The 20,761-nt window shown below is 41.6% G+C and carries 17 protein-coding genes and 1 pseudogene; 9 read left to right on the top strand and 9 right to left on the bottom strand.

Annotated features, from left to right (window positions below; all coding sequences use genetic code 11):
- Positions 1 to 53: 53 nt before the first annotated feature.
- Both L4D20_RS02545 and L4D20_RS02540 read left to right on the top strand, forming a co-directional pair.
- The gene (locus L4D20_RS02545; protein ID WP_428799987.1) at positions 54 to 1,730 is read left to right on the top strand and encodes a M28 family peptidase; all 1,677 of its coding nucleotides are present in this window, start codon (positions 54 to 56) and stop codon (positions 1,728 to 1,730) included.
- A 60-nt stretch (positions 1,731 to 1,790) separates the two neighbouring features.
- Positions 1,791 to 3,245, top strand: a complete 1,455-nt coding sequence (locus tag L4D20_RS02540) for an amidase (RefSeq protein WP_428799986.1) — start codon at positions 1,791 to 1,793, stop codon at positions 3,243 to 3,245.
- Positions 3,246 to 3,465: 220 nt separating this feature from the next.
- Here L4D20_RS02540 and L4D20_RS02535 read toward each other — a convergent pair whose 3' ends face one another.
- Positions 3,466 to 4,305: an isopenicillin N synthase family dioxygenase gene (locus tag L4D20_RS02535; RefSeq protein WP_428799985.1), complete on the bottom strand. Its 840-nt coding sequence runs from the start codon at positions 4,303 to 4,305 to the stop codon at positions 3,466 to 3,468.
- A gap of 182 nt (positions 4,306 to 4,487) precedes the next feature.
- The gene (locus L4D20_RS02530) at positions 4,488 to 5,399 is read right to left on the bottom strand and encodes a LysR family transcriptional regulator (protein ID WP_428799984.1); all 912 of its coding nucleotides are present in this window, start codon (positions 5,397 to 5,399) and stop codon (positions 4,488 to 4,490) included.
- Between the two features lie 95 nt (positions 5,400 to 5,494).
- Between L4D20_RS02530 and L4D20_RS02525 the strand changes: the two genes are divergently transcribed.
- The gene (locus L4D20_RS02525) at positions 5,495 to 6,247 is read left to right on the top strand and encodes an NAD(P)-dependent oxidoreductase (RefSeq protein ID WP_428799983.1); all 753 of its coding nucleotides are present in this window, start codon (positions 5,495 to 5,497) and stop codon (positions 6,245 to 6,247) included.
- A gap of 129 nt (positions 6,248 to 6,376) precedes the next feature.
- On the opposite strand, the gene L4D20_RS02520 is transcribed toward L4D20_RS02525, so the two are convergent.
- On the bottom strand, positions 6,377 to 6,931 hold the full coding sequence (locus L4D20_RS02520; protein ID WP_428799982.1) for an RNA-binding S4 domain-containing protein: 555 nt from the start codon (positions 6,929 to 6,931) through the stop codon (positions 6,377 to 6,379).
- A 174-nt stretch (positions 6,932 to 7,105) separates the two neighbouring features.
- Positions 7,106 to 7,612: a YgjV family protein gene (locus tag L4D20_RS02515; protein WP_428799981.1), complete on the bottom strand. Its 507-nt coding sequence runs from the start codon at positions 7,610 to 7,612 to the stop codon at positions 7,106 to 7,108.
- A 469-nt stretch (positions 7,613 to 8,081) separates the two neighbouring features.
- On the opposite strand from L4D20_RS02515, the gene L4D20_RS02510 reads away from it, so the two are divergent.
- From L4D20_RS02510 to L4D20_RS02500, 3 genes are all read left to right on the top strand, one after another.
- Positions 8,082 to 8,504 (top strand): PPC domain-containing DNA-binding protein, encoded by a 423-nt coding sequence (locus L4D20_RS02510; protein ID WP_428799980.1) that lies wholly within the window; start codon positions 8,082 to 8,084, stop codon positions 8,502 to 8,504.
- A 156-nt stretch (positions 8,505 to 8,660) separates the two neighbouring features.
- Entirely contained in the window at positions 8,661 to 9,083 is a 423-nt protein-coding gene (locus L4D20_RS02505) for a hypothetical protein (protein ID WP_428799979.1), read from the top strand.
- 379 nt (positions 9,084 to 9,462) lie between these two features.
- Positions 9,463 to 10,755: a hypothetical protein gene (locus L4D20_RS02500; RefSeq protein ID WP_428799978.1), complete on the top strand. Its 1,293-nt coding sequence runs from the start codon at positions 9,463 to 9,465 to the stop codon at positions 10,753 to 10,755.
- Between the two features lie 11 nt (positions 10,756 to 10,766).
- Here L4D20_RS02500 and L4D20_RS02495 read toward each other — a convergent pair.
- Positions 10,767 to 11,039, bottom strand: a pseudogene (locus tag L4D20_RS02495) (response regulator); the annotation flags it as partial.
- A 112-nt stretch (positions 11,040 to 11,151) separates the two neighbouring features.
- Between L4D20_RS02495 and L4D20_RS02490 the strand changes: the two are divergent.
- Complete coding sequence (locus L4D20_RS02490) at positions 11,152 to 11,790, top strand: DUF2268 domain-containing putative Zn-dependent protease (protein ID WP_428799977.1); 639 nt, start codon at positions 11,152 to 11,154, stop codon at positions 11,788 to 11,790.
- A 147-nt stretch (positions 11,791 to 11,937) separates the two neighbouring features.
- Here the strand turns inward: L4D20_RS02490 and L4D20_RS02485 are convergent, their stop codons facing one another.
- Both L4D20_RS02485 and L4D20_RS02480 read right to left on the bottom strand, forming a co-directional pair.
- Positions 11,938 to 12,429, bottom strand: a complete 492-nt coding sequence (locus L4D20_RS02485) for a hypothetical protein (protein WP_428799976.1) — start codon at positions 12,427 to 12,429, stop codon at positions 11,938 to 11,940.
- A gap of 78 nt (positions 12,430 to 12,507) precedes the next feature.
- Entirely contained in the window at positions 12,508 to 14,385 is a 1,878-nt protein-coding gene (locus tag L4D20_RS02480; protein ID WP_428799975.1) for an alkyl sulfatase dimerization domain-containing protein, read from the bottom strand.
- 130 nt (positions 14,386 to 14,515) lie between these two features.
- Between L4D20_RS02480 and L4D20_RS02475 the strand changes: the two genes are divergently transcribed.
- Positions 14,516 to 15,415 carry a LysR substrate-binding domain-containing protein gene (locus L4D20_RS02475; RefSeq protein ID WP_428799974.1) on the top strand — a complete coding sequence of 300 codons (900 nt, stop codon included), beginning with the start codon at positions 14,516 to 14,518 and terminating at the stop codon, positions 15,413 to 15,415.
- A gap of 249 nt (positions 15,416 to 15,664) precedes the next feature.
- On the opposite strand, the gene L4D20_RS02470 is transcribed toward L4D20_RS02475, so the two are convergent.
- Complete coding sequence (locus L4D20_RS02470) at positions 15,665 to 17,410, bottom strand: methyl-accepting chemotaxis protein (RefSeq protein WP_428799973.1); 1,746 nt, start codon at positions 17,408 to 17,410, stop codon at positions 15,665 to 15,667.
- Positions 17,411 to 17,678: 268 nt separating this feature from the next.
- Complete coding sequence (locus tag L4D20_RS02465) at positions 17,679 to 20,021, bottom strand: exo-alpha-sialidase (protein WP_428799972.1); 2,343 nt, start codon at positions 20,019 to 20,021, stop codon at positions 17,679 to 17,681.
- A gap of 348 nt (positions 20,022 to 20,369) precedes the next feature.
- Here L4D20_RS02465 and L4D20_RS02460 point away from each other — a divergent pair, with 348 nt between their 5' ends.
- Positions 20,370 to 20,654: a malic enzyme-like NAD(P)-binding protein gene (locus tag L4D20_RS02460; protein WP_428800740.1), complete on the top strand. Its 285-nt coding sequence runs from the start codon at positions 20,370 to 20,372 to the stop codon at positions 20,652 to 20,654.
- Positions 20,655 to 20,761 lie beyond the last annotated feature (107 nt).

Raw genomic sequence — 20,761 nt, 5'->3', positions numbered from 1 at the left:
AACTGTTCTAATAACCTCAACATATAACACACATGAATGTTGAGAAAATAACAATGACTGACAAAACCAATGACCAAGAAAACAAAAGCGGCTCTCTAGCCAGTACTCCTGAACAATTAATCAAACTGATCTCAGACGCAGCGTTTAGCGCCCCACAAAAGTACCTTGTTCGTAAAGCTGCTGCACTAGAAAGCAGTACTTTCACAATTGAACAACGACACTTAGAGCAACGAATCGATGCTGATACTGACCCTCGTAGTTCGATCAACAAAGAAGAAATGATCAAATGGACTGACGATTTAGTTGCAATATCTAAGCAATCGAAAGACGACGGCAATATCCTTTGGGGACGTATTCAAGGCACCAAATATGAGCGCGAATCATTAGATTGGGCAGAAGAGAAGCTAAAGTCTTTTGGTATCAAAGAAGTTCATCACGATAAGTTCCCTTCAGGCCAACAGCAGTGGCGTCCTACGAAAAATGAATTACGTATCGTGTCAGCACCAAGCATTGATGGCTTCGAAGCTTTAGAGCTTACAACTGCATTAACAGCGTTTGAATCTAAGTCAACACCAGTAGAAGGCGTTGAAGCTGAGCTGATTTTTGTTGGTGATGGTACAAACTCAGAACTTCGAGGGCGAGATCTTGAGGGTAAAATTGTTTTATTACGCGCGCGTGTTAACCCAGGTGCATTGATGTCAACAGCACGAGTAGCTTACTCTCGTATTGCTTCTGGAAAATGGGGCAACCCAGCCGGTGTCATCATTTGGTTTGATATTCCTAAAGTATCAAACATTGCGGGCCGAGTTGGTGCTCCAGGCGGTGCTGATGAAATTGGTAACGCAATCCCTTGGACTGGGATTAATTACGAAGATGGTGTCTACTTGCGTAAGTTACTTGACCGTTCTGATGAAACTCAGCCGGTGACTGCTTACTTAAATATTCAAGGCGTTATGGATCAACCTGAAGACCGTATGACCGGAAATGTTTACGGTATTTTACCGGGTAAATCAGAGAAGTTTATTCACATCATGAGTCACATGGATAGTTACTTCTACGGTCTTCATGATAACGGCGTTGCGATTGCTAAAAATATGGCGCTGGCTAAGTACTATGCATCATTACCGCAAGATGAGCGTGAGTATGGTTTAGTGTTCATGTTCCATGGTGACCATGAAGTTCCTGGACTAGGTGGTACCCGTGAGTACGTGAAGAAATGGAAGCAAGAAATAGATGAAAATCTTCTTCTTGTTATTCGCTCAGAGCATTTGGGTATGCAAGCGAAGATGGATGAAGGTGTCATAGACGGTGATTCGAATGTAACAATGCCATTGCTGCTTACACTGACTAACCAAAGCCCTGCTCTGATTAAAATCCTAGAAGAAGCACAGCACCTTTACACTCTTCCTAGCTCTAGCCGAGCAATTACCGACCCTTCTGCCGATGAGATGGCATTTTACCCACCTCATTACACTCCACCAGAAGGTAAGCCAATGCCAATCAGTGTCGGTTGGATCCAAACTGGATTGCATTACCACACAACAGCAGATGTAGAGCAGTCACTAATTAGCTTTGACGCAGTAGAAAAATACACTCGTGCACATGCTTATATTATCGATCAAGTTTTCAAAATCACAGAATCAGACCTGCGTAAAAATGATGTTCCATATACAGCGGAGAACAACATTTATAACTCGGACGCTACCATTCTGACACTTGGTGACTGGTAACCCCTGATTGATACGCAACTAGGCACTGTCTCGTTGCGTAAAACGCACTTTAGGTGATATATGAACGTTCTAAAAAATACAGATTTAACAATCGAGTTTGATGAGTATATTTCTCTCGACGCTATCGAACTTGCCAATTTAGTTAAGATAAATAAGTTAAGCCAACAAGACTTAGTCGAAATCGTCATTCGACGCATTGAGGCCATTAACCCTAAGCTTAATTTCATGGCGAACACTACCTTTGATCGCGCTCGTGAGCGAACATCGAGTATCAGTAATAGCAGCAAATTTTCGGGCTTACCTATCCTTATTAAAGATATGATCGATATTGGCGGCGTTAAACGTACCGACGGTTCCCGTCTTATGTCGACCAATATACCAAAAGAGAATGTCGATTTTATTGAAGCCCTTGAAGCCTCAGGAGCCAATATTTTGGGAACAACCAATGTTCCAGAATTTGCTTGTACCCTAACGACTCACAATGATTTGTATGGCGAAACCATTAACCCATGGAATAGCCAATATACAGCTTTTGGTTCTAGCGGTGGTTCAGCTGTCGCTGTTGCCTGTGGTGCAGTACCAATGGCACATGGAAGTGATGGTGCAGGCTCTAACAGGTTGCCAGCTTCTGCAAATGGCGTTATTGGAATGAAGCCTAGTCGATACCGAATGTTGGCGGGCGAAATTGATAGCGGCCATGACATTGCAAAAACTAACCAAATGATCAGCCGAACGGTTAGAGACAGTGCAGCAATGTTAGATGCAACAGAAGACAAGTCTGGAGAATATTACCCACCTATGGGAATGGTGACAGGTTCTTCTGAACGTCGCCTAACCATTGGTGTGATTAAAGACTTTACCGGCTTACTTGATGTTGAACCAGCAGTCCATGCTTCACTTCTTAGCACTATTGAGCTTTTAAAAAGCTTAGGTCATACCGTTGTCGAAAAATCAAACCCCATTGATGCTACACAATTAACAAACGCATATTTAGGATTCTTTTCATCAAAATCAAGCATGCTAAAACCAACCATTGAGCAAATAACCGGGAAAACACCAGCAGAGTCTGGGCTCGTCACTAAGCTATTAGCGAGTCTACTGGATTACAATGAACAATTCACAGAACAAGACGCTAAAGATGGGGTTGATTACTTCAATACTCTCCCTGATCTTTTTGACGAATTGTTTGTAGATTGCGATATTGTATTAACACCTGTTAGCCCAATCATTAGCCCTCTCGTAGGAAAACTTAGCCCAGATTTTAATGTAGACGCCGATTTACTCAACTATACCTGTGGTTTACTTAAATTCACGCTACCTATCAACTTTGCTGGTAACCCAGCGATGTCTTTACCTCTTTTCTGGGATGATGAGACGGGGATGCCAATTGGTAATCAATTTATTGCCAAGAGTGGCGAGGACAAAACTATTTACGAACTCGCTTACGAGCTTGAAATTGCAAAACCATGGAAAGATAATTGGCCTTCAGTGTCGTTGAAAACATGGCAGCAATAAGAAAACTGTCTCGACTTGACACTAAAGTTGTTTAGTTAGTTATTTGCAATGAATAAAAGCCATGGGCTATAAACCACCATGGCTTTTTCATCAGCTTAATAAGCTCACACTCTATATCTAAATTCGTTGAGAGCTATATACCTATTCATACAATACAATCTTATTACATGGTGGTATTGGTATGACTTCAGTGAAACCCCGATCAAAATTTAAATACTAGTTAGATCACACCTAGCTCTCGTAGACGTTCCATCAAATAACTATCAGCCGTATGGCGCTCTGACAGCACAACCTCTGGCTTAGGATGTAGAAACAGAGGAAGTGAAATACGAGAGTGCTCTTGACGACCACCAGTTGGGTTTACTACTCGGTGTGTCGTACTTGGAAAGTACCCACCTGACGCTTCTTGTAGCATGTCACCAATATTGATGATCAAGTTACCGAAGTCACACGGCACATCAATCCAGTCACCCTCTTTACTTTTCACTTGCAAACCCGGCTCATTAGCGGCAGGAAGAACCGTTAATAGGTTAATATCTTCATGCGCTGCCGCACGAATTGCACCCGGCTCTTCTTCACCAGTCATTGGTGGGTAGTGAAGAACACGAAGTAATGTTTTATCGCTACCATTGATCATCTCAGACAGAGCAATCGAGAACTTTTCTTGTACGTCTTTTGGTGCGTGAGCTTCAACCCAACCAAGCAACTCTTCAGCAAATGCATTGGTACGTTGATAGTAATCCATGATCTGTGCTTTTAACTCTTCAGGGATCTGACCCCAAGGGTAGACATGAAAATACTCTTTGATGTCTTTTACACTATGACCTTTCGCTGTTTCAGACACACTTGGCGGAAAATATCCGTCTTGAGTTTCTACGTTGAACTTGAACTCGTTCTTACGTTCAGTTGAAAAGAACTGGTACCAGTTCTCGTAGATTGATTCAACAAGCTCCTTAGGGATTGGGTGATTTTTCAATACACCGAATCCTGTTTCTCTTAGTGACTTTACAAATTGCTCAGCGGCATCATCATCAAGGTAATTGACTGTCTCTAATTTCATGACTGCTCTTTTTTTTATATGTGGATAGTTAGTTTTATTTTGTTGAGAGATTAATTTTAAAAGTGACTAAGATGTAAATCAAACTTTAATGAAATGCATGAGTCTGTGTGGCTAGGAATTGAGCCAACCAAGTACTTTTCAACAGCATTAGTAAACGCCAAATGAAAACCGACTTCATGCCATTAACTATGTTGCTTTGCTAAATACACCTTCATCTCCTCCGCTATTAGGTCAAATACACGCCGAATGCGAAGGTTCGTATGAAGTTCTTCATGACATACAATCCAAACGGGTACATGAATGGGAGTGACATAGTCATCAAAGGCTCGTAATAAATCGGTATCTACATCACCAACATCCTGAGTTAGATAGATAAGCCCTAACCCCGTTTTACAAAGCTGTTGTTGCATCAATTGGCACTCTGTTATCACCTTAAAATTACTTGATGTTAATTTCCAGCCTTGGTTATTTAGTTGCTCCGAAATCACATTACTGCTGTTAAAACCAATGATTTGGATATCGTCAATATCACCTGGCGGGTATTCTTCAGGGAAAGAGGTTAAATAATCCTTTGTCCCATAAAGGTGAACTATTTCATCGCCTAACCTTCTTGCTATCAAGCTCGGTTGAGTCGGTTTAAAGTTTCGAATAGCAATATCAGCCTCTCTACGCTTTAAGTCACTAACGCTATTGGTCACTACCACTTCAATAGTGATACCCGGCTCTTTTTTACGCAGGTTAGCAATGATCTTTGGTAGACGGTATACCGCATCAAGTTGGCAAACTGAGACTATCACGCTGCCTTCAAGAGCTTGAGACTGCCCTTTTGCTGTCAGTGAAAAATCACAAGCCGCCTCACCCATTCGCCGAGCGACTTCTAATAGCTCTAAACCGCTCGTTGTTAGCTCCAATCGTTGGCCTGCGCGTTCAAATAAGGTCACGCCAATTTCTTTTTCTAATGCGGCGACTTGCCTGCTCAATGTTGGCTGAGTCATATTCAGAGCAGTAGCAGCACCAGATAATGTGCCTACTTCAGCGGTCACCAAAAAAGCACGTGTACGATTCCAGTCAAAACAAACAGATTCCCAATTCATACAAATACGTATAGCTCCATACCAATTTAGACACTTAATCCATCAATATTACATATATATAGTAACGACAGATTAGACACGGTCAAGGAGTGAAAATGACAGTATTAGTATTAGGGGCAACAGGGGCAACGGGAAGACTGGTTGTAAATGAACTTTTAAAAAGGGAACAAAAAGTAAGGATTGTCGTTCGTTCTACTCGTTCTACTCGTTCTCTATCACTTGATTTATTAAATAATAGAAAAGTCGAAATCACTTACGCGAATATTCTTGAGTTAAGTGAAAACGAGCTGCTTCACCTAGTGACAGGCTGTGATGCTGTTGTCTCTTGCCTTGGTCATAATTTGACGCTTAAGGGAATGTTTGGAGAGCCTAGACGTCTAGTCACCAATACAATTGAAAGGGTGACTCAGGCAATTATAAAAGCTCGGCCAAGCTCTCCAATAAAATTAGTGCTCATGAGTAGTACTGGTGTTCAGAACCGAACGGTCTATGAAAAGGTATCCATTACACATAAAGCCGTCATTACGTTCTTAAGGTTGGTGCTGCCTCCTCATATAGATAACGAAAAAGCGGTGGCATTTTTGCAACATAATGTTGAAGATCAGTCTCCATTTATCCAATGGGTTGCTGTGCGACCAGACTCCCTTACTAACCAAGTAGATGCGGCACCATACGATCTGCACTCATCACCAACCAATGATCCAATATTCGACGCAAAGAAAACCAGCAGAATAAACGTAGCGCATTTTATGGCTGAATTAATCACTAGACCCCAACTCTGGAGTCATTGGCAAAGTAAGTTACCGGTTATTTATGACAGTGCTCAGATGGTATCGGTGAAGGTATAATATAGAGTGGTTAAGATTGAGAAATAGAGCACTATTCAGCCAAACACTATGTTAATTAATAATACATAACAGCCTCGTTCATTGGGCTGTTATGTATTTATATTCCTGTTTTAAACAACAAGAATTAAGTTAGAAGAAATCGATTGAGCCTCTTCCGCCATTGTTATCTTTGCTCTCGGTCGGTTTTTCAGCTTTCGCATTTAATGTGTGAGGCTCGTTCTTTTTAGCGGATTTCTTTTTATCCGTATTTAGGCTTTGTTCAGCCTTCTTTTTGTCTGCTTTCTTTTTCTTTTTTTCTTTTTTCTTCGCTTCTTCCGCAGCCTTTTTCTCTAACTCTTTTTGTTTCTTATCTTGTGGTTCGGTTACTGGCGCATCGCACACAACAACATAATACTCTTGGTTGAATTCAAAGAAGTCTCCGTCATACATCTTACGACGCTTACGAGTTTCTAATTCACCGTTAACCGCAACGTAACCCTCTGAAATGATGTGCTTTGCTTCACCACCGCCACCAACTAAGTTCGCAATCTTAAACACTTTGTATAGCTCAATTGGCTGAGATGATACATCAATGCCAATCGCTTCAATTTCTATCTCTTCACCCTCGAACTCTTCTTCATGAGAAGCTTCATCATAGTCAGGTTCTTGATAGTTTGGATTTTGGTCGTGTTGGTCTTGATTCATAGTGTGATCGCTAAATTCTAAGTTGTCTTCGTTGATATGATCGGCAGTGTATACGTTAGCTTAGAACAAATAAACTAAAGTTAGGTTTCAGCGCTATTTCTCATCCATTATCCCAAGCGACCTTTGACATACAATTAACCACTCGCCCATTGCATATCAAACGATCTGTTGTGCTTATGCAATAGGCAATGGTTTCTTTATATGAATTCGATAATAGCCAACGGCGCTGCTTAATATGAAGAAAAAATCCATCAATACTGCGACTGGAGAGCCTACAAGAACGTCGTGTACTGTCCAAACAGCAACACCGATGAGCATCAACCAGCGCATAAGCTTATCATTTTGAGTAAACGACGCTTTTGTGAGGATTAGAGAAGCGATACAGCTCAATGTGCTGGTCATCCCGCTAAAAGTTAAAACCGTTGCCAATAGTGTCACAGCATAAAATAGCCACTTCATTCTGGGGTCGGATATATATATACCCGCTAAGAAACGGCTAGCTCCAATCACCAGCAACCACGTGGCTGTCCACTCTGCTAGCAAAGCAAAGTGAGCGGCGATAAACAAGCCAGAGATACATAACATTGCTAAGACTTTATTCCGATCTTTAAACTGAAACGAAGCAATATCAAACAGCGAGGCTATTCCTACTAATATTTGAGAAGCGATAAAAAGTGACACGTGTCCTCCATTAAGACGACATAAGTAATGCGGTGAAAATCCTAAAATTTACGTATAAAAATGCTCACAATGACATATTGAAATACAAAAGGAGGAATACGAAAGGAGGCAAACGAAAGGATGATGACAAGACTAGGTTGGCAACACGCTCTATTAAAAAGAGAACAAAACGTATAGGCGCTACTTATCTATTGTTACAGTCGATCTTTCACTCCGACCGATTTCAACGTATTCGAACCATTGATCGAGCGAGTAGACAGATTAAAGTCTGGGGAGGTAAATCGCGAAAGCTTGAGAAGATAGACTCGTACGATAAGTATCAGAGAACATTAGGCTAGCTAAACAGAGCATTACTTTATTCCTCATAGTTGTTATCGTAAGTGGTATTCGCAGTGTATACGTTCACTTGTAACAAATACACTCGCTGTTACTTTTCAATACAATTCAATCTGCCTAACGGAACCAATTCATGCTGACACCCATCGCAATTCGATTAACTAAAGGGGCTGATTTAAAGCACTCAATTTCGCAGCTAGTTATCAAACATGGCATTCAAGCGGGTAGTATTGCATCGTGTGTGGGCTGTTTATCTTCTGTTAGCCTTCGTTTAGCGGGTGCTACTGAAACACTCCAACTTACCGACCCTTTTGAGATTGTCTCTGTGATGGGAACACTGACGCCTGAACATCAGCATATTCATATCTCTATCGCAGATCAATCAGGGCAGGTACTTGGCGGACATCTGCTTGATGGGAATATTATCGATACCACAGCCGAACTTATTCTTCACAAGTACTCTAACCTCTCCTTCTCTCGTGAGTTTGATGTAGAAACAGGGTTTACAGAATTGGCCATTGAAGATAAAGGAAAGAAGATAGAGGAAAGAAGATAATTAGTGATGATGAGCACAAAAGAAATGCTGCTAATTAAATAACAAGCATCTAACTGAAACCATTTTCGAATTTGCTACCTTCTCTCTTATACCTATCGTCTCATTCTTAAAAACTGGGTTGAGCGTTAATAGAAACTCATCACATAAGAGCATTTTATGAAAAAAATATTCGTGTTGCCCGCAATCGCTGCTTTATTCAGCTGCTTTTATCTACAAGCGAGCGAAGCTGAACATTATGACGTTAAATCGTATGAAACACTTGAAGTCGCTGTGTTTAACAACGATTTGATTGAACGTTCTTCTCATCAATCAGTCGTGGCATTGGCTTTGGAGTTTTTGTCCTACCCTGACGCTCGATTCATGAGCATTAAAAAGCAAGACAACTCAGGGGAAAACCCAACAGAGGCAAGTGTCACTATTATTCTGGACGGTTTAATGGACGATTCAGTACGTGGCCTTTTTTATCAACTCGATTTTACAAAGCATCATCAACAATGGCGATTAGACGAAGCAAAACAAGCATACTTATGCGGCCGAATGAACTCTCCAAAAGAGTTTTCTAAAGAGCTTTGCCCTTAATTTGTATTAAATGCTTTGCTAACGTAGGTACCGTTATCTATCCCAATTTCGCGTTTGTGGTTATATCAAATCTGGCGGGGCGAATTTCTGCCCCTTTCCTTGTTTCAACTGATTCGACACGCACTTCACCAAAGAGATCTTTGACTTACTTTTCCTTATCTAACTATGTGGCCAAACTTGCTATTCCACTACAACACACATTCACGTGGCACATCCTTGAAATAACGGTGTCCACTATCCCCCAGAGTGCGTTTTGGCGCCATAGCGACCGTCACCCCAAAGAGATGATAGCCAGTTGTGATGTGATTTACATTATTGTAACATCCTTTACCGTGCCTTTAGTGCATCACCCTAATCACCGTGACAGGAAAACATCGTAATGGACTTGGCATTTAAACCACGCAACCCCATCAAACTCTTCTTTATGATCACCATGGTGCTGCTTATTTCGGGGTGTAAAATCGAATCTCAGCAAGATTTAACCGCTGGAATGCGCAGTTTTAAGCCGTCGTTTTTCTTCAAAGAAAATACGTCTGTGTATCAGTTGGACGGGGGCACGAAATACCTGAACGTTCTGAATCTGAGTAACACGATGTTGCAAGTCGTGTATTCAGACTTTGCCGATGGCGACAATGATGAAGTCTTGAATATCATGAAAGTGGTCCGCCATGAACGCATGCCCAGTGGTTACTTTATTGCGGTTGAAGAAGCCAGTGGCAATGCGTATCGCTACCACCCATTTTTGTATCACTCACAAAGCCAAATAAGTGTCGTTACCCCGCCTGATTCCATAGAAGTGAGTTCACCATCGGAGTTATTGGCGTCCATCACAGAAGTCATTAATACGGGTAAGAAGGCCCAGTATAGCGTCATTGATGGTCCTCAAAAACGCTACGCCATGGCACGCTTTAAGGCGCTATCTAGGAGTGAAGTTCGTTTCGCGTATTCGAGTAATCTGACCAACACGTTAACAAAGGACTCAACGCGTGCGCTTAGCGAGATGAACAACGAGGCCACATTTACAGCCCTGCTGTCGGCCCTGGTTATTAAGCACGGCGAGATTCAAGACGTTGGCAAGACCTGTGACCAAGAGTGTGAGTATGATAAGTATTATGAGGTGGTGACGTCGATAGAATCGGGGCTCTTTGTTTGCGAGGACACCAAATTCGAGTACGAAAAAGACGCCAAAAGACTCAACGCGATAGCGATGACCGATAAATATGGCAATTTACAAACCCTCACAGACCCGCAGTTTATGAACAATGGGTGGGATTTTGGTGAGGTCCTTGGGGTGATGAATGCGTGGAATACTTCCGCTCAGAGTTCTACAATCAACAACCCAGCCGTTACAACGATTTTACAGAAAAAATTATCTAAGTCCGGTACAAGCTCGCTCACGTGCGAACAGTCGTTTAATTCGATGTCCTATTTTCATGATGCCTTGTATGTGGCGGATTTTGAAAAGGGAACCCCCGTCAAAGAGATGAGAAACGACATTCGTGAAGAGGCCCCTTGGAACTGTAACTTAGTCAAAGAGTTACACATATGCTTATCGGATTTCTTTGTGGATGTCATGGTTGTGAATGCCGCGGTCAATGGGTTAGACCAAGCCACTGAGTCGAAATATAATCCCTACCACCACATTGATTTTCGCCCTGTTGTCGATCCGTAAATCCAGCTGGCTCAAACCGACGCCTCGATGAGAGATTTGAACTGCACCAACGCTGAGTGCAACTCTTTCGCTTTAAGGGGCTTAACCAATACTAGTTGCATCCCCGCCTCCATAAACGCGTCTTTCGTTTCAATCAATCCATCAGCGGTACATCCAAATATGGCGGCATTTGGGTGGGTTGATGCGCGCAGCGCGGTGGTCGTCTCAATGCCACTGATGGAGGGCTGTTGATTGTCCATTAAAATCAAATCGTAGTACCAACTTCTCGCCATATCCAGCGCTTGTTGCCCATACTCAACTCAACAGCCCACTTTTACTGCCTTTCCTTTGATCTACTTTCTCTCATGTACGAAAATACGCAGAAGTAAGCTTAATAGTTATATTGGAAGTAAAATAATGGCAGTAAATATTAGTGTATTGAATGCTACGGGTAAGCTTGAAAGGAATATGGCTTTCCTAGATTCTCAGATAAGAAAATCACTGAAAGTTATTGAATATCATATAGAAATACCCGATTTAGATATTACAGTTAGTCCTTTTTCTAAAGAGAAGGTTTCTCCTTTTGGTATAGGAGGGTTTGCTTTGAATGCTCATCGAGTAGAGATCTTTTTGGACAGTACTAGAAGCGATTTGGAAAGTGTAATTGAACGAGAGTTAACTGCGGTGCTGGGACATGAAATTAACCATGCAATCAGAAAAGGGCATGGTTATAAGAACATTACACTTTTAGACGACTTGGTAATGGAAGGGCTAGCCTGCCACTTTGAAACGGTTATAAATGGTGGAGAAGCTTCATCTATGTTTCATGAAATGGATGAAATTGATTGGGTTATTTTATACGACAGTATGAAACCACTTTTAGCTAGTAGTTCTTTTCCTTTCAATGAGCTTTTTTTAGGAGAAAACCCAAATAAATATCCGCGTTATGCGGGGTATTGGGTGGGGTACAACCTTGTGACTAGTTATGTAAGCGATACAGGAACTTCAGCTACTGAACTCGTTAAGCTTAACCCCAAAGAGTTCATTTTAAGCTAACTTATCTATGCCCCTTTATGTGTTTAGAGGTGTTAACAGTGCATTTCTTTACAATGTAATTAGACTTATTTTTTCTAATCCGGGCAACTTGAAGTTTAGATGGTTCGTTATGGTTAAGTTGATGACAACCAGTTACAAAATATGAGACTAAGAAAACGCGGTTTTTAACCACTCCTGAACTTGTTCAATCTCTTCAGTTTCTCCATTAATAATCAATAGCTTATATTCTAAAACCTGTTTCCATGTCAATTCCTTATTTAGCAGAGCAGCTAATACATCAAACTCTGAAATCACCATCAACTCTTGATTTGTGGGCATTGTATTGTCTGGGTAAGGTTTAAAGATACTAAAGCTACTGGATGAAAACTTAGAATAGTGTCCTTCAATCGCTTGGTAGAACGTAATATCTAAATCTGGCTTAGTTTGCCCCAACTGTTGCGCTAGCTGCCATATTAGTACCTGCTCTGGCATGGTACGAGCCGGTAAATCGTCACTTTGACGAGCTGTTGCAATATTCATTAATGTGGTTAGCGCACCGCGATGCTGTGGTAATCCAGCAGAAAAACCACCTGCATCAACCGCACAACCTATCGCTTTAAACGAAAGAGTTAAGATTACTAAGCCGATTAATTTTTTCATCGCATAATTCTCAATTAATAACAAAAAATATAGGAGTGAACCCGCCACTCCCTTGTATCTCATTTAATCAAACATTTATTAGCGAACGATTAGAGGAATATCAGCGCCTGTCTTAGGTTGCTCGAAGTAACCTAGGAACGTTTGGAAAGACTCCATATTGCCTTTAGCAAACTTAAACTCGCCAGATTCAATACCAGCGGCTAATGCAGCTTGGCCTTGACCTAAAATGCGGTTTAGTAGTGAACGTGTTAATACGATTTTCGTGTTTGCATCATCTAGAGCGATAGTGCTTAGCTCAGCAACACCGTTACGCACAATGTAGGTGAACGCTTCGTTAGTATCAGTGAACGTTACGCTGACAGTATCACGTACGTCAGCAATTTCAGCGCCTTTCATACGTACTGTCATCATGTCCATAACCATCTCAGTTGGAAGATTCTGCATAACGTCAGCTGATGAATAATCAATTTTGTTGTTGTAATCAAGTTCGCCACGTAGCTCACCTGCGGCTGTCATAGCCCAGTTACGCCAGTTAACGTTCTCTTTCTCATAACCCCATTGAGTGTAAGCTTGTGCTTTTAGTTCACGGGCTTCTGTATCATCATTATTAACACGGATTGGGTAAGTCAAGATTTCTGCCGCGTAAGTGTAGTCGCCATTTTCGATGTACTTTTTCGCAGAGCTAATAATAGCGTCACGGCCACCCATTAGGTTTACGTACTCTTCAGCGCGCTGAATGTGAGCCATTGGCTCTAGCTGCCATGGGTCAGCGTGGAAGAAACCGATGTAGTTGCTGTATTGTTGTTGGACTGCGTGAGCAACTGTACCGTAACGCTGGTGTAGCCAAGCATGATTGTGTAGGTTTTCAGGCAGTTTAACGTTTTCAATCATCTCGAACGGAGTCATACCGTGGTTGATGAAACGTACAGATTGATCATGAACAAACTGTAGCGCATCACGGTAAGAAGTTAGAACATCCATCACTTCCCAGTTGCCTTCAACAGGGCGACCGTGCGCTAGCACCATGATTTCTGCATCATGGAAAGTATTACGCATGTAGTCAATTCCTTTGAACCATACTTCAGCATCACGAGCTTTAGTACCCCGGATAGAGTGTAGGTTCGGGAAATTTTCGCCTTGTAGAACTTCAGCAGCATGAAGGATCCTCTGCTCTGGTAGCCACATTACGATTTCATCATTCGTCTCAGATGGAACGTAATGTAGTTCGAAATTCACACCACCATTGCTTACTTTAAGAACATCATCAAATTCAGTTGTTGGCAGTAAGAAACCAACTTCACCTAGCTGTACTTGTGGACCAAGTGCATCAGTAACAGAACCATGAACACCTGATTCACGACCAGCGTAAACAGCAGCAGTATAAGTGGTACGGTGACCAAGGATAACACCTACGTTAGATGCCCAGTTAGCTACTGCATTAGTTAAGCTAGTGTGTGCGTAGATTTCAACCTTACCCGCTTGAACATCTTCAGCATTTACCCAACCTTTTACGCCACCAAGGTGGTCGAAGTGGTTGTGGGAGTAAACGATACCCGTTACCGGTAAATCAATACCTGTTACGTCACGAAATACTTTTTCTGTTGCTAGACCGTGCTCCGTAGACTCGCCTGGATCCATAACGATAAGACCGCTATCACCAACAAAAACTACTGGAGAAGTCAGACCGTAGCCGAAGATTTTATAAACGTTGTCATCAACTTTAATCACAGCTTGAGCTTGAGATTTGCCCAACTCTTGTAAAAGTGGGTGAATGCGGTCATCACCGTAACCTTCGCCACCAGCAAATGATATGTTATCACCTGAAACATGCACAGGTGTAACACGCTCACCTGCACCGAATGAGAAACCGTGATCAGCAACTTCAAGTGTTTTTGCAGTTACTCCGAAAGCGATAGCACTCATCGCAATTGCCAGTGTAGAGATTTTAATATTCATCGTACTTTCCTATTGGGGTCTTCAATAGAGCCAGTATACAAATGAAGAACAAGAGGCTACCATGGGTCAGGAAGTGAATATGGATTTAACATTGGTTAATCCATTAACCAAATATTAACACGGTGTATCAGTGAATTTATTTGAAGATATTGATCTCAATCTTCTAAAAACGTTTAGTGCGGTAATGCGAGTTCAAAGTATTACCAAAGCTAGTCAGGTCTTAGAGTGCTCTCCTTCGGCAGTCAGCCTCTCTATTAGCCGACTAAAGAAAAAACTCGGCCATGAATTGTTTCTAAGAGAAGGAAACAGTATTCGCCCCACCCAATTTGCGAACTCTTTACATCAAAACCTTGGTCAATCACTTAGCTTAATAGAAAGCACACTCAATGCAGTTGCTGATTTTTCGCCAATCGATGACCATAACCTTTTTCGTATCACCTCTCCTGAGCAATTGAACTCACTATTTTTGGAAGTATTACCCTATCCAAATAATTCTAATATTAAATTTGCTTTAAGAGAGTACAGTTCAAGTGAAGAGGATGCGCTTGAAGACATACGTTTACGAAATGTAGATGTTGTAATTGATAACAGTCTCTTTGATTCAAATATGTTAGATGCAGAACAAATATTTGAAGAGCCAATCGTTCTTGTTTGCCGTGTTAATCATCCTGTCATTAATCAAGCTATCACCAATGAACAGTATGAAGTACTTCCTCAGGTTGCCTTAAGTAAACGACGCAGAAACAAATACCCATTAAGTGCTTACATCACTACCTTAGGAGTTAACCGTAATATCGTGTATGAAACGGACTCTTTCTTTGGAAGCTTAATCTTATGTAGCACGACAGATTACTTTGCGCATGTTCCTTTGAGTATTGCAAAGCGCTATCAAGAAAAACTGCAACTTCAAGTCATTACGCCACCGATAAAAATGTCAAATTTGAAGTACTATTTGATGTGGCACAAAGCGAATACTCATAGCAGTGCTCATCAGTGGTTAAGAGAACGAATTAAATTAGCTGTAAGGTAAATATATCTACTTGTCGTAGAAGTATGTTTATTGAGAATTTAAGGTTTGGTCCATTAACACGAAACTTTAAGTAAATAGCTTTTTCCATACCTGAGTTAATTCATATTTATCTAAATTAGCATTGCCACTAAAACGGAAATGTCCAGAACCTACTTTGAGTAGATGTATTATAAAAAGAAGTATAAATGAGGGGAAATCTATCTAGAGAAGCGAGTCAAAAATAGACTCGCTAGTGTGAATTACAGGTTATCAATATAACTTAAAACGGCCAACAACATCGCCAAGTTGAGTATTGGTTTTCGTTAACTGATGGGTACTATTCACCGTTTGTAGCCCATTGTTATTTATATTATTTATCATCTCCTGAATACTGCTCATATTGTGGTTGATCTCTTCGGTAACCACGCTCTGTTGTTCAGCTGATGCTGCAATTTGCGCCGTTAAATCATTAATCTCAACGATTGAATCAGTCATTGTATCCAATGAATTCATTACACGAGCTGTCGCTTTTGATGTTTGCTCACAGCTAGATTTTGTGGTTTCCATTGCACTCACAACCGTGTTATTTCCATTACGGAGTTTAGTGAGCATTTCATTAACTTGAGATGTGCTCTGTTGAGTACGAGCAGCCAAAGCTCGTACTTCATCAGCGACAACGGCAAAGCCTCTCCCCTGCTCACCAGCGCGAGCAGCTTCAATGGCGGCATTAAGCGCTAATAGGTTTGTTTGTTCTGCGATCTCACCAATAACCCCAAGAACTGAGCTAATCTTGTCAGTGTCTTTACTCATAGTCGTAATAGACTTAGACATGCTCGCTACTTCATCCACCAGCGCTGAAACACTATAAACTGCTTCTTGCACAACGTCTTTAGAGTTGTTAGCTTCATCGTTTGTTTTAAGCGTTAATTTTGCTGCATTGGCTGCACTTTGCGCGACGGACTCTGCGGTCGAGCTCATCTCAGTGATAGCGGTTACGACTTGTTCAGTCTCTTTTGAATGGGCGGTGAGTAAGACTTGGTTGGAGTCTGCGCTTTCAGTGACCACGTCAATTTGATTCTTGATTTGTTGGCTTGATTTGTCCACATCCAGCATCATATCTTGCAGCTTTTGAATAAAAAGATTGATACCAGTAGCGATTTTTCCAAGGTCATCTTGCGTGTGTATTTCTAAGCGGCGGGTCAAATCACCATTGCCTTGAGATAGATCCGTGACAATATTTCGTAGAGAAACAATCGGTTTGAAGGCGATATTTACCGCCACAATACTAAGAGCGATGATGATGATGCCTGAGATAACTAAAGCGAGGGTAATCGCGTTATTAAGCTTTGCGGTATTTTGCAAAATATAGTTATTATCAATATAACCGGTCAGGCTCCATTCATTTCCGCGAAGAACAAAAGTATTAGCTAGTGGAATAAAATCGCCCACAGTTTTGTTTGAAAAAAGTACAGTGTTGTTTGGGTCGGTCAATTCCATATAGCTGCCCTCAACAGCAGAAGAAGCCAGAAGTGCCTGTGTTTGGCTAAGGTCAATATAGAAAATATCGCCCCCGTTATTCTTGCTTGGAACAGTGATGCTAAGAAGTGGTTTTCCCTCTTCATAAATGATGTTACTTACGGTCACTTCACCGTTTGCTGCAGAAATCATATCGATAAATTGTTGCGCCTCGTCAGGGTTATCAATGCTACCTTGAGCATTAAAGACTAAGTCGCTAACGACCTTTACGATGTTATGAAAGCCAGTTTTGTCCTGTGTTGATTTTATCGCAATCAATCCAAAATTTAAGTTTTCCGCCAGCGTGATTTTATTGTTGATATCGTCAACAAGTTTGTCTTTTGCTAGGTTTATGCGACTGTTGATATTTTGCGTATCACTTTGGTAAATATAATTACTAATATGGTGACGAGCGCTGAAATATGACGTCAGAATAGTAATTGAAGTGATAATGATGAAAATACCTATAATTTTCAGCTTGAAAGGGAGGGTTTTATTCATGGGCTGTACCAATTCCTTTTTGTGTCCTGAGGATATTCTAGCTGATGACGGAGTTAAGTTTCATGATTGCGATCTTATAATGAAGATTAATTCCACTCAGAGACGTTCGAAAACTAGCTAATATTCCAAAGGTTATTCAGCCCATTAGTATTACTACTCAGAAGTTGCGTGTTTTAAATAATGGATAAAATGCTGAAGCAAGAGCAGACAGCGGAAACGTTCTATAAAGAAACCAGACGCCCGTTACGCCTAGTTTCTTTTGATGCACTTAAAGTGCCATTGCTTTTTGTTTTAATAAAGTAATAGGTACTCTTAAGATACGCATGTTGGAGCTGTTAGTTTCAACAATAACAATCGCACTGGTTGAATCCAGCTGATAAATATCAGAGTATGCAGATGCGCCTTCAACAAGCTGAATTGGACCTTTCCAACTTAACCCTTCATCAAAACTGAACCACAACCCAAGTTCTTGTCTACCATTAGTGCCTGATGGTGATCCTTGAGGATTGGTAAATAAAAGATAACGACTTCCATCAGCTTCTTCAAAACGTGTGATTGAAGCATCCACCGTTCCTGTGCTCATTCCAGAGAAAACAGTAGCGTTATTTCCTTCCATTAACTGCCAGCTTTCGCCACTATCTGTGCTGAGAAACTGCTGACGAGGACCATAATTTACACCGTCTACGACTTTGTTAAAGTCCAATCGGGCTGTGAGTAATAAGTGCCCATTATTTAGCTCCACAAGATCAGCTTCACTTGGTTCTAAAGTTTCCATGCTAGTACCGCTTTTCCAGCGATATGGTAAAGGTAAGCTCGAACCAGACTGCCAATTTAGTCCACCATCATCACTGTATACCGACAATACATTAAGAAAGTATCGATCAAGTGTGATCGCAGGGTAAATCATACGGCCATTATTAGTCCCCATGATACTTTGTTGATTCTCTAGTTGAATACCATGCCCTGGCCCTGGGTTGACACTCGCGTGACCATAGAAGCTCATCGTATTACCTGACTTAATTTTGGTCCAGCCAAGCTGTTGTAAATCCGTCACTGTATCAGCAGGGTTTTGTTGGGCTAGATGGTAGGCATCAAGTGCTACAAGGCTAGCTCCCTGTTGAGTCAATGAAATAGATTGTAGATGGATCCTGCCATCAACGGCACTATCTGCATTGCCAAATCCGACTAAATTATCAGTTGAAACTTGTCCTTGCCAACTGGCTATCTGAACATTGTCTACTGATAGAGATACCGCTCCACTACTCGCCGAATATTCAAATTGATATTCATAAAAAGCGGTAACTCGGTCGCCCGCGGGCTTAAGTACTATCGGTGTCGCTTCACCATTAAGAGATGCAGTCAACTGGCCAAGAGAATCAATTGCAAGCGTAAGCTCAAATGATTGGATACCGTTTGCAATTTGTAGTCTGTTTTCAGCGCCATCGAAGACCTTAACTTTCGCGGTTGCTCGCCAATCTTGCTGACTATTTAGATTGGCATTACGCTGATAAATTTCAGAGCCTCCCCAGCCTGCAATTTGAAAGCTTCTTTCTTTAAGCTGATCAGTAACGTCTATTGGAGCTTGCCAGTTATCGGTTGATACGTCATAGGTGTTGTAAAACACGCCGCTGGGCATCCAAGATTTTATTTTGTCTCCATTTTGCGCCGCATCGGTAGGCCAGCGAACATAAGAAACAAGCACTCTGTCCGTATTTTTATCATAGATAGGTCTAGGGTCAGAGAAGTCATAGCTATCACTTGCATTGATTTGCTTTGTGAGATTAATTTCATTTCCCCAGCTTACGCCACCATCATGAGATACCCGTGTAATAATATCGTTTGTGTTATTGATTGACCCTGGGTCTCCGCCGCCGACTCTCTTCTCAGAAAACGCGGTAACAACGCCCGGTGTTAAAGAGCTTGTTACAATAGAAGGAATGCGGTCTGGCCCTGCAAAAATCATATCACCTTGAATTTCGAATTGAATTTCCCGATAAGCTGCAACACCGTTAGTATGACTAGAACCGTTCCCCCAAACCATCATATTTTGTGTGGTCGATACTGGTGAAATTTGGTCAACCGCCAATTGCCCATCGAAATAAAAGCTCGCTGTAGGTGTACTACCTGGATGGTAGATAAGCTCATAACGATGATAGTCGGTCGCAGACTCACCAGTCGCTAATACTGTACTGCCACTTTGACCTTCGAAAGCGACAACCAACTCCCCGTTTCCATTTAGTGAAATGATTGGCAACACACGATTGGTGCCATTCGCGTAATAGTTAGTGATCATACCACCACTGATCACCTTCATATCCGTAGTCAGTCGCCACCCATAATCAGATGCTTGCGCGTGTTCACTTGCTATTGGAACGACCTTCCATTGGGCACGGCCATTCTCACCTTTTGCGATCCAAGTAGGGAAGCCGTCTGCTGTATCAGTAGCTCCATTACCACTGCCGCTATGGTCAGCGAGCCAACCTTGTTCCATCGGTTCATCTTGTGCTGAGTCGTTGGTAGCCAAATAATTGATTAGCTTTGCGTTCACAGCGGGAGCCACAAAAAGGGCCGATGCGAGTATTAGACTGATGTGAGTGACTTTAACGTTCATGCTTGTTCCTTCTTCCATAATTAGTAATGTTTGAACCATTCAATTTGCTAAGCAGACAAAAAAGGACTCTTTTTGTCAGCCAGTTCCGTGCCCTGTTCTTAATGTACTTCTGCATATAGGATGGCATGAAGGTAATTTTTATCTTTGATCGGTGTAACAAAAAATATATTTGTTATAATTATGTACTAGATGTGTGATGCGTTTGTGGTGATTAAGTACCAGATTGGGTTGTTATCGTCTTGCATTAATAGGGAAATGTTCGAGAGTTGCGTAATGCGGCTGAACGCAGAGTGTTATTGGCCTACCACTTAATGTGGACTCTGAAAGCACTTTACCCACAGTGTCGGTATACGTGTTATTGCTGTTAAAGCGCAACGCGTGAGTGACGCTATGTTAATGGCGACGAGTGAGGCTTTAGCTAAAGCGGCATCAGAGTTTGAATTGGTCCATGGCGCTATTCTCCCTCCACTAAAAGAAATCCAGTCAATCAGCCGAGATATTGCTTTTTCGGTAGCAAAACAGGCAATGGCCGAGGATTTGGCACTACCGATTTCCGACCAAGCAGTCCTCAAAGAGATTGAAGCGTGCTTTTGGCGACCAGAATACCGACAGTATCGCCGAACTTCCTTTTAATGTTAAAACAGATTAGAAAGGGAAACTTGCCACTTCTCATTTAGTGTTACGAACAAGGGATGCTCCAAATCAACCTTGGAATGTCCCTATTTCGCATATAAAACGCG

The organism is Vibrio kyushuensis (assembly GCF_050337325.1).
GTDB classification, from domain to species: Bacteria; Pseudomonadota; Gammaproteobacteria; order Enterobacterales; family Vibrionaceae; genus Vibrio; species Vibrio kyushuensis.
This window is presented reverse-complemented; position numbering and strand designations above follow the sequence as displayed.

Bases quoted from the DNA above. Each gene is read 5' to 3' on its own strand.
- L4D20_RS02520 (WP_428799982.1), bottom strand. From the start codon at position 6,931: ATGAATCAAGACCAACACGACCAAAATCCAAACTATCAAGAACCTGAC.
- L4D20_RS02510 (WP_428799980.1), top strand. From the start codon at position 8,082: ATGCTGACACCCATCGCAATTCGATTAACTAAAGGGGCTGATTTAAAG.
- L4D20_RS02525 (WP_428799983.1), top strand. From the start codon at position 5,495: ATGACAGTATTAGTATTAGGGGCAACAGGGGCAACGGGAAGACTGGTT.
- L4D20_RS02500 (WP_428799978.1), top strand. From the start codon at position 9,463: ATGGACTTGGCATTTAAACCACGCAACCCCATCAAACTCTTCTTTATG.
- L4D20_RS02540 (WP_428799986.1), top strand. From the start codon at position 1,791: ATGAACGTTCTAAAAAATACAGATTTAACAATCGAGTTTGATGAGTAT.
- L4D20_RS02470 (WP_428799973.1), bottom strand. From the start codon at position 17,410: ATGAATAAAACCCTCCCTTTCAAGCTGAAAATTATAGGTATTTTCATC.
- L4D20_RS02480 (WP_428799975.1), bottom strand. From the start codon at position 14,385: ATGAATATTAAAATCTCTACACTGGCAATTGCGATGAGTGCTATCGCT.
- L4D20_RS02490 (WP_428799977.1), top strand. From the start codon at position 11,152: ATGGCAGTAAATATTAGTGTATTGAATGCTACGGGTAAGCTTGAAAGG.
- L4D20_RS02530 (WP_428799984.1), bottom strand. From the start codon at position 5,399: ATGAATTGGGAATCTGTTTGTTTTGACTGGAATCGTACACGTGCTTTT.
- L4D20_RS02505 (WP_428799979.1), top strand. From the start codon at position 8,661: ATGAAAAAAATATTCGTGTTGCCCGCAATCGCTGCTTTATTCAGCTGC.
- L4D20_RS02465 (WP_428799972.1), bottom strand. From the start codon at position 20,021: ATGAACGTTAAAGTCACTCACATCAGTCTAATACTCGCATCGGCCCTT.
- L4D20_RS02545 (WP_428799987.1), top strand. From the start codon at position 54: ATGACTGACAAAACCAATGACCAAGAAAACAAAAGCGGCTCTCTAGCC.
- L4D20_RS02485 (WP_428799976.1), bottom strand. From the start codon at position 12,429: ATGAAAAAATTAATCGGCTTAGTAATCTTAACTCTTTCGTTTAAAGCG.
- L4D20_RS02535 (WP_428799985.1), bottom strand. From the start codon at position 4,305: ATGAAATTAGAGACAGTCAATTACCTTGATGATGATGCCGCTGAGCAA.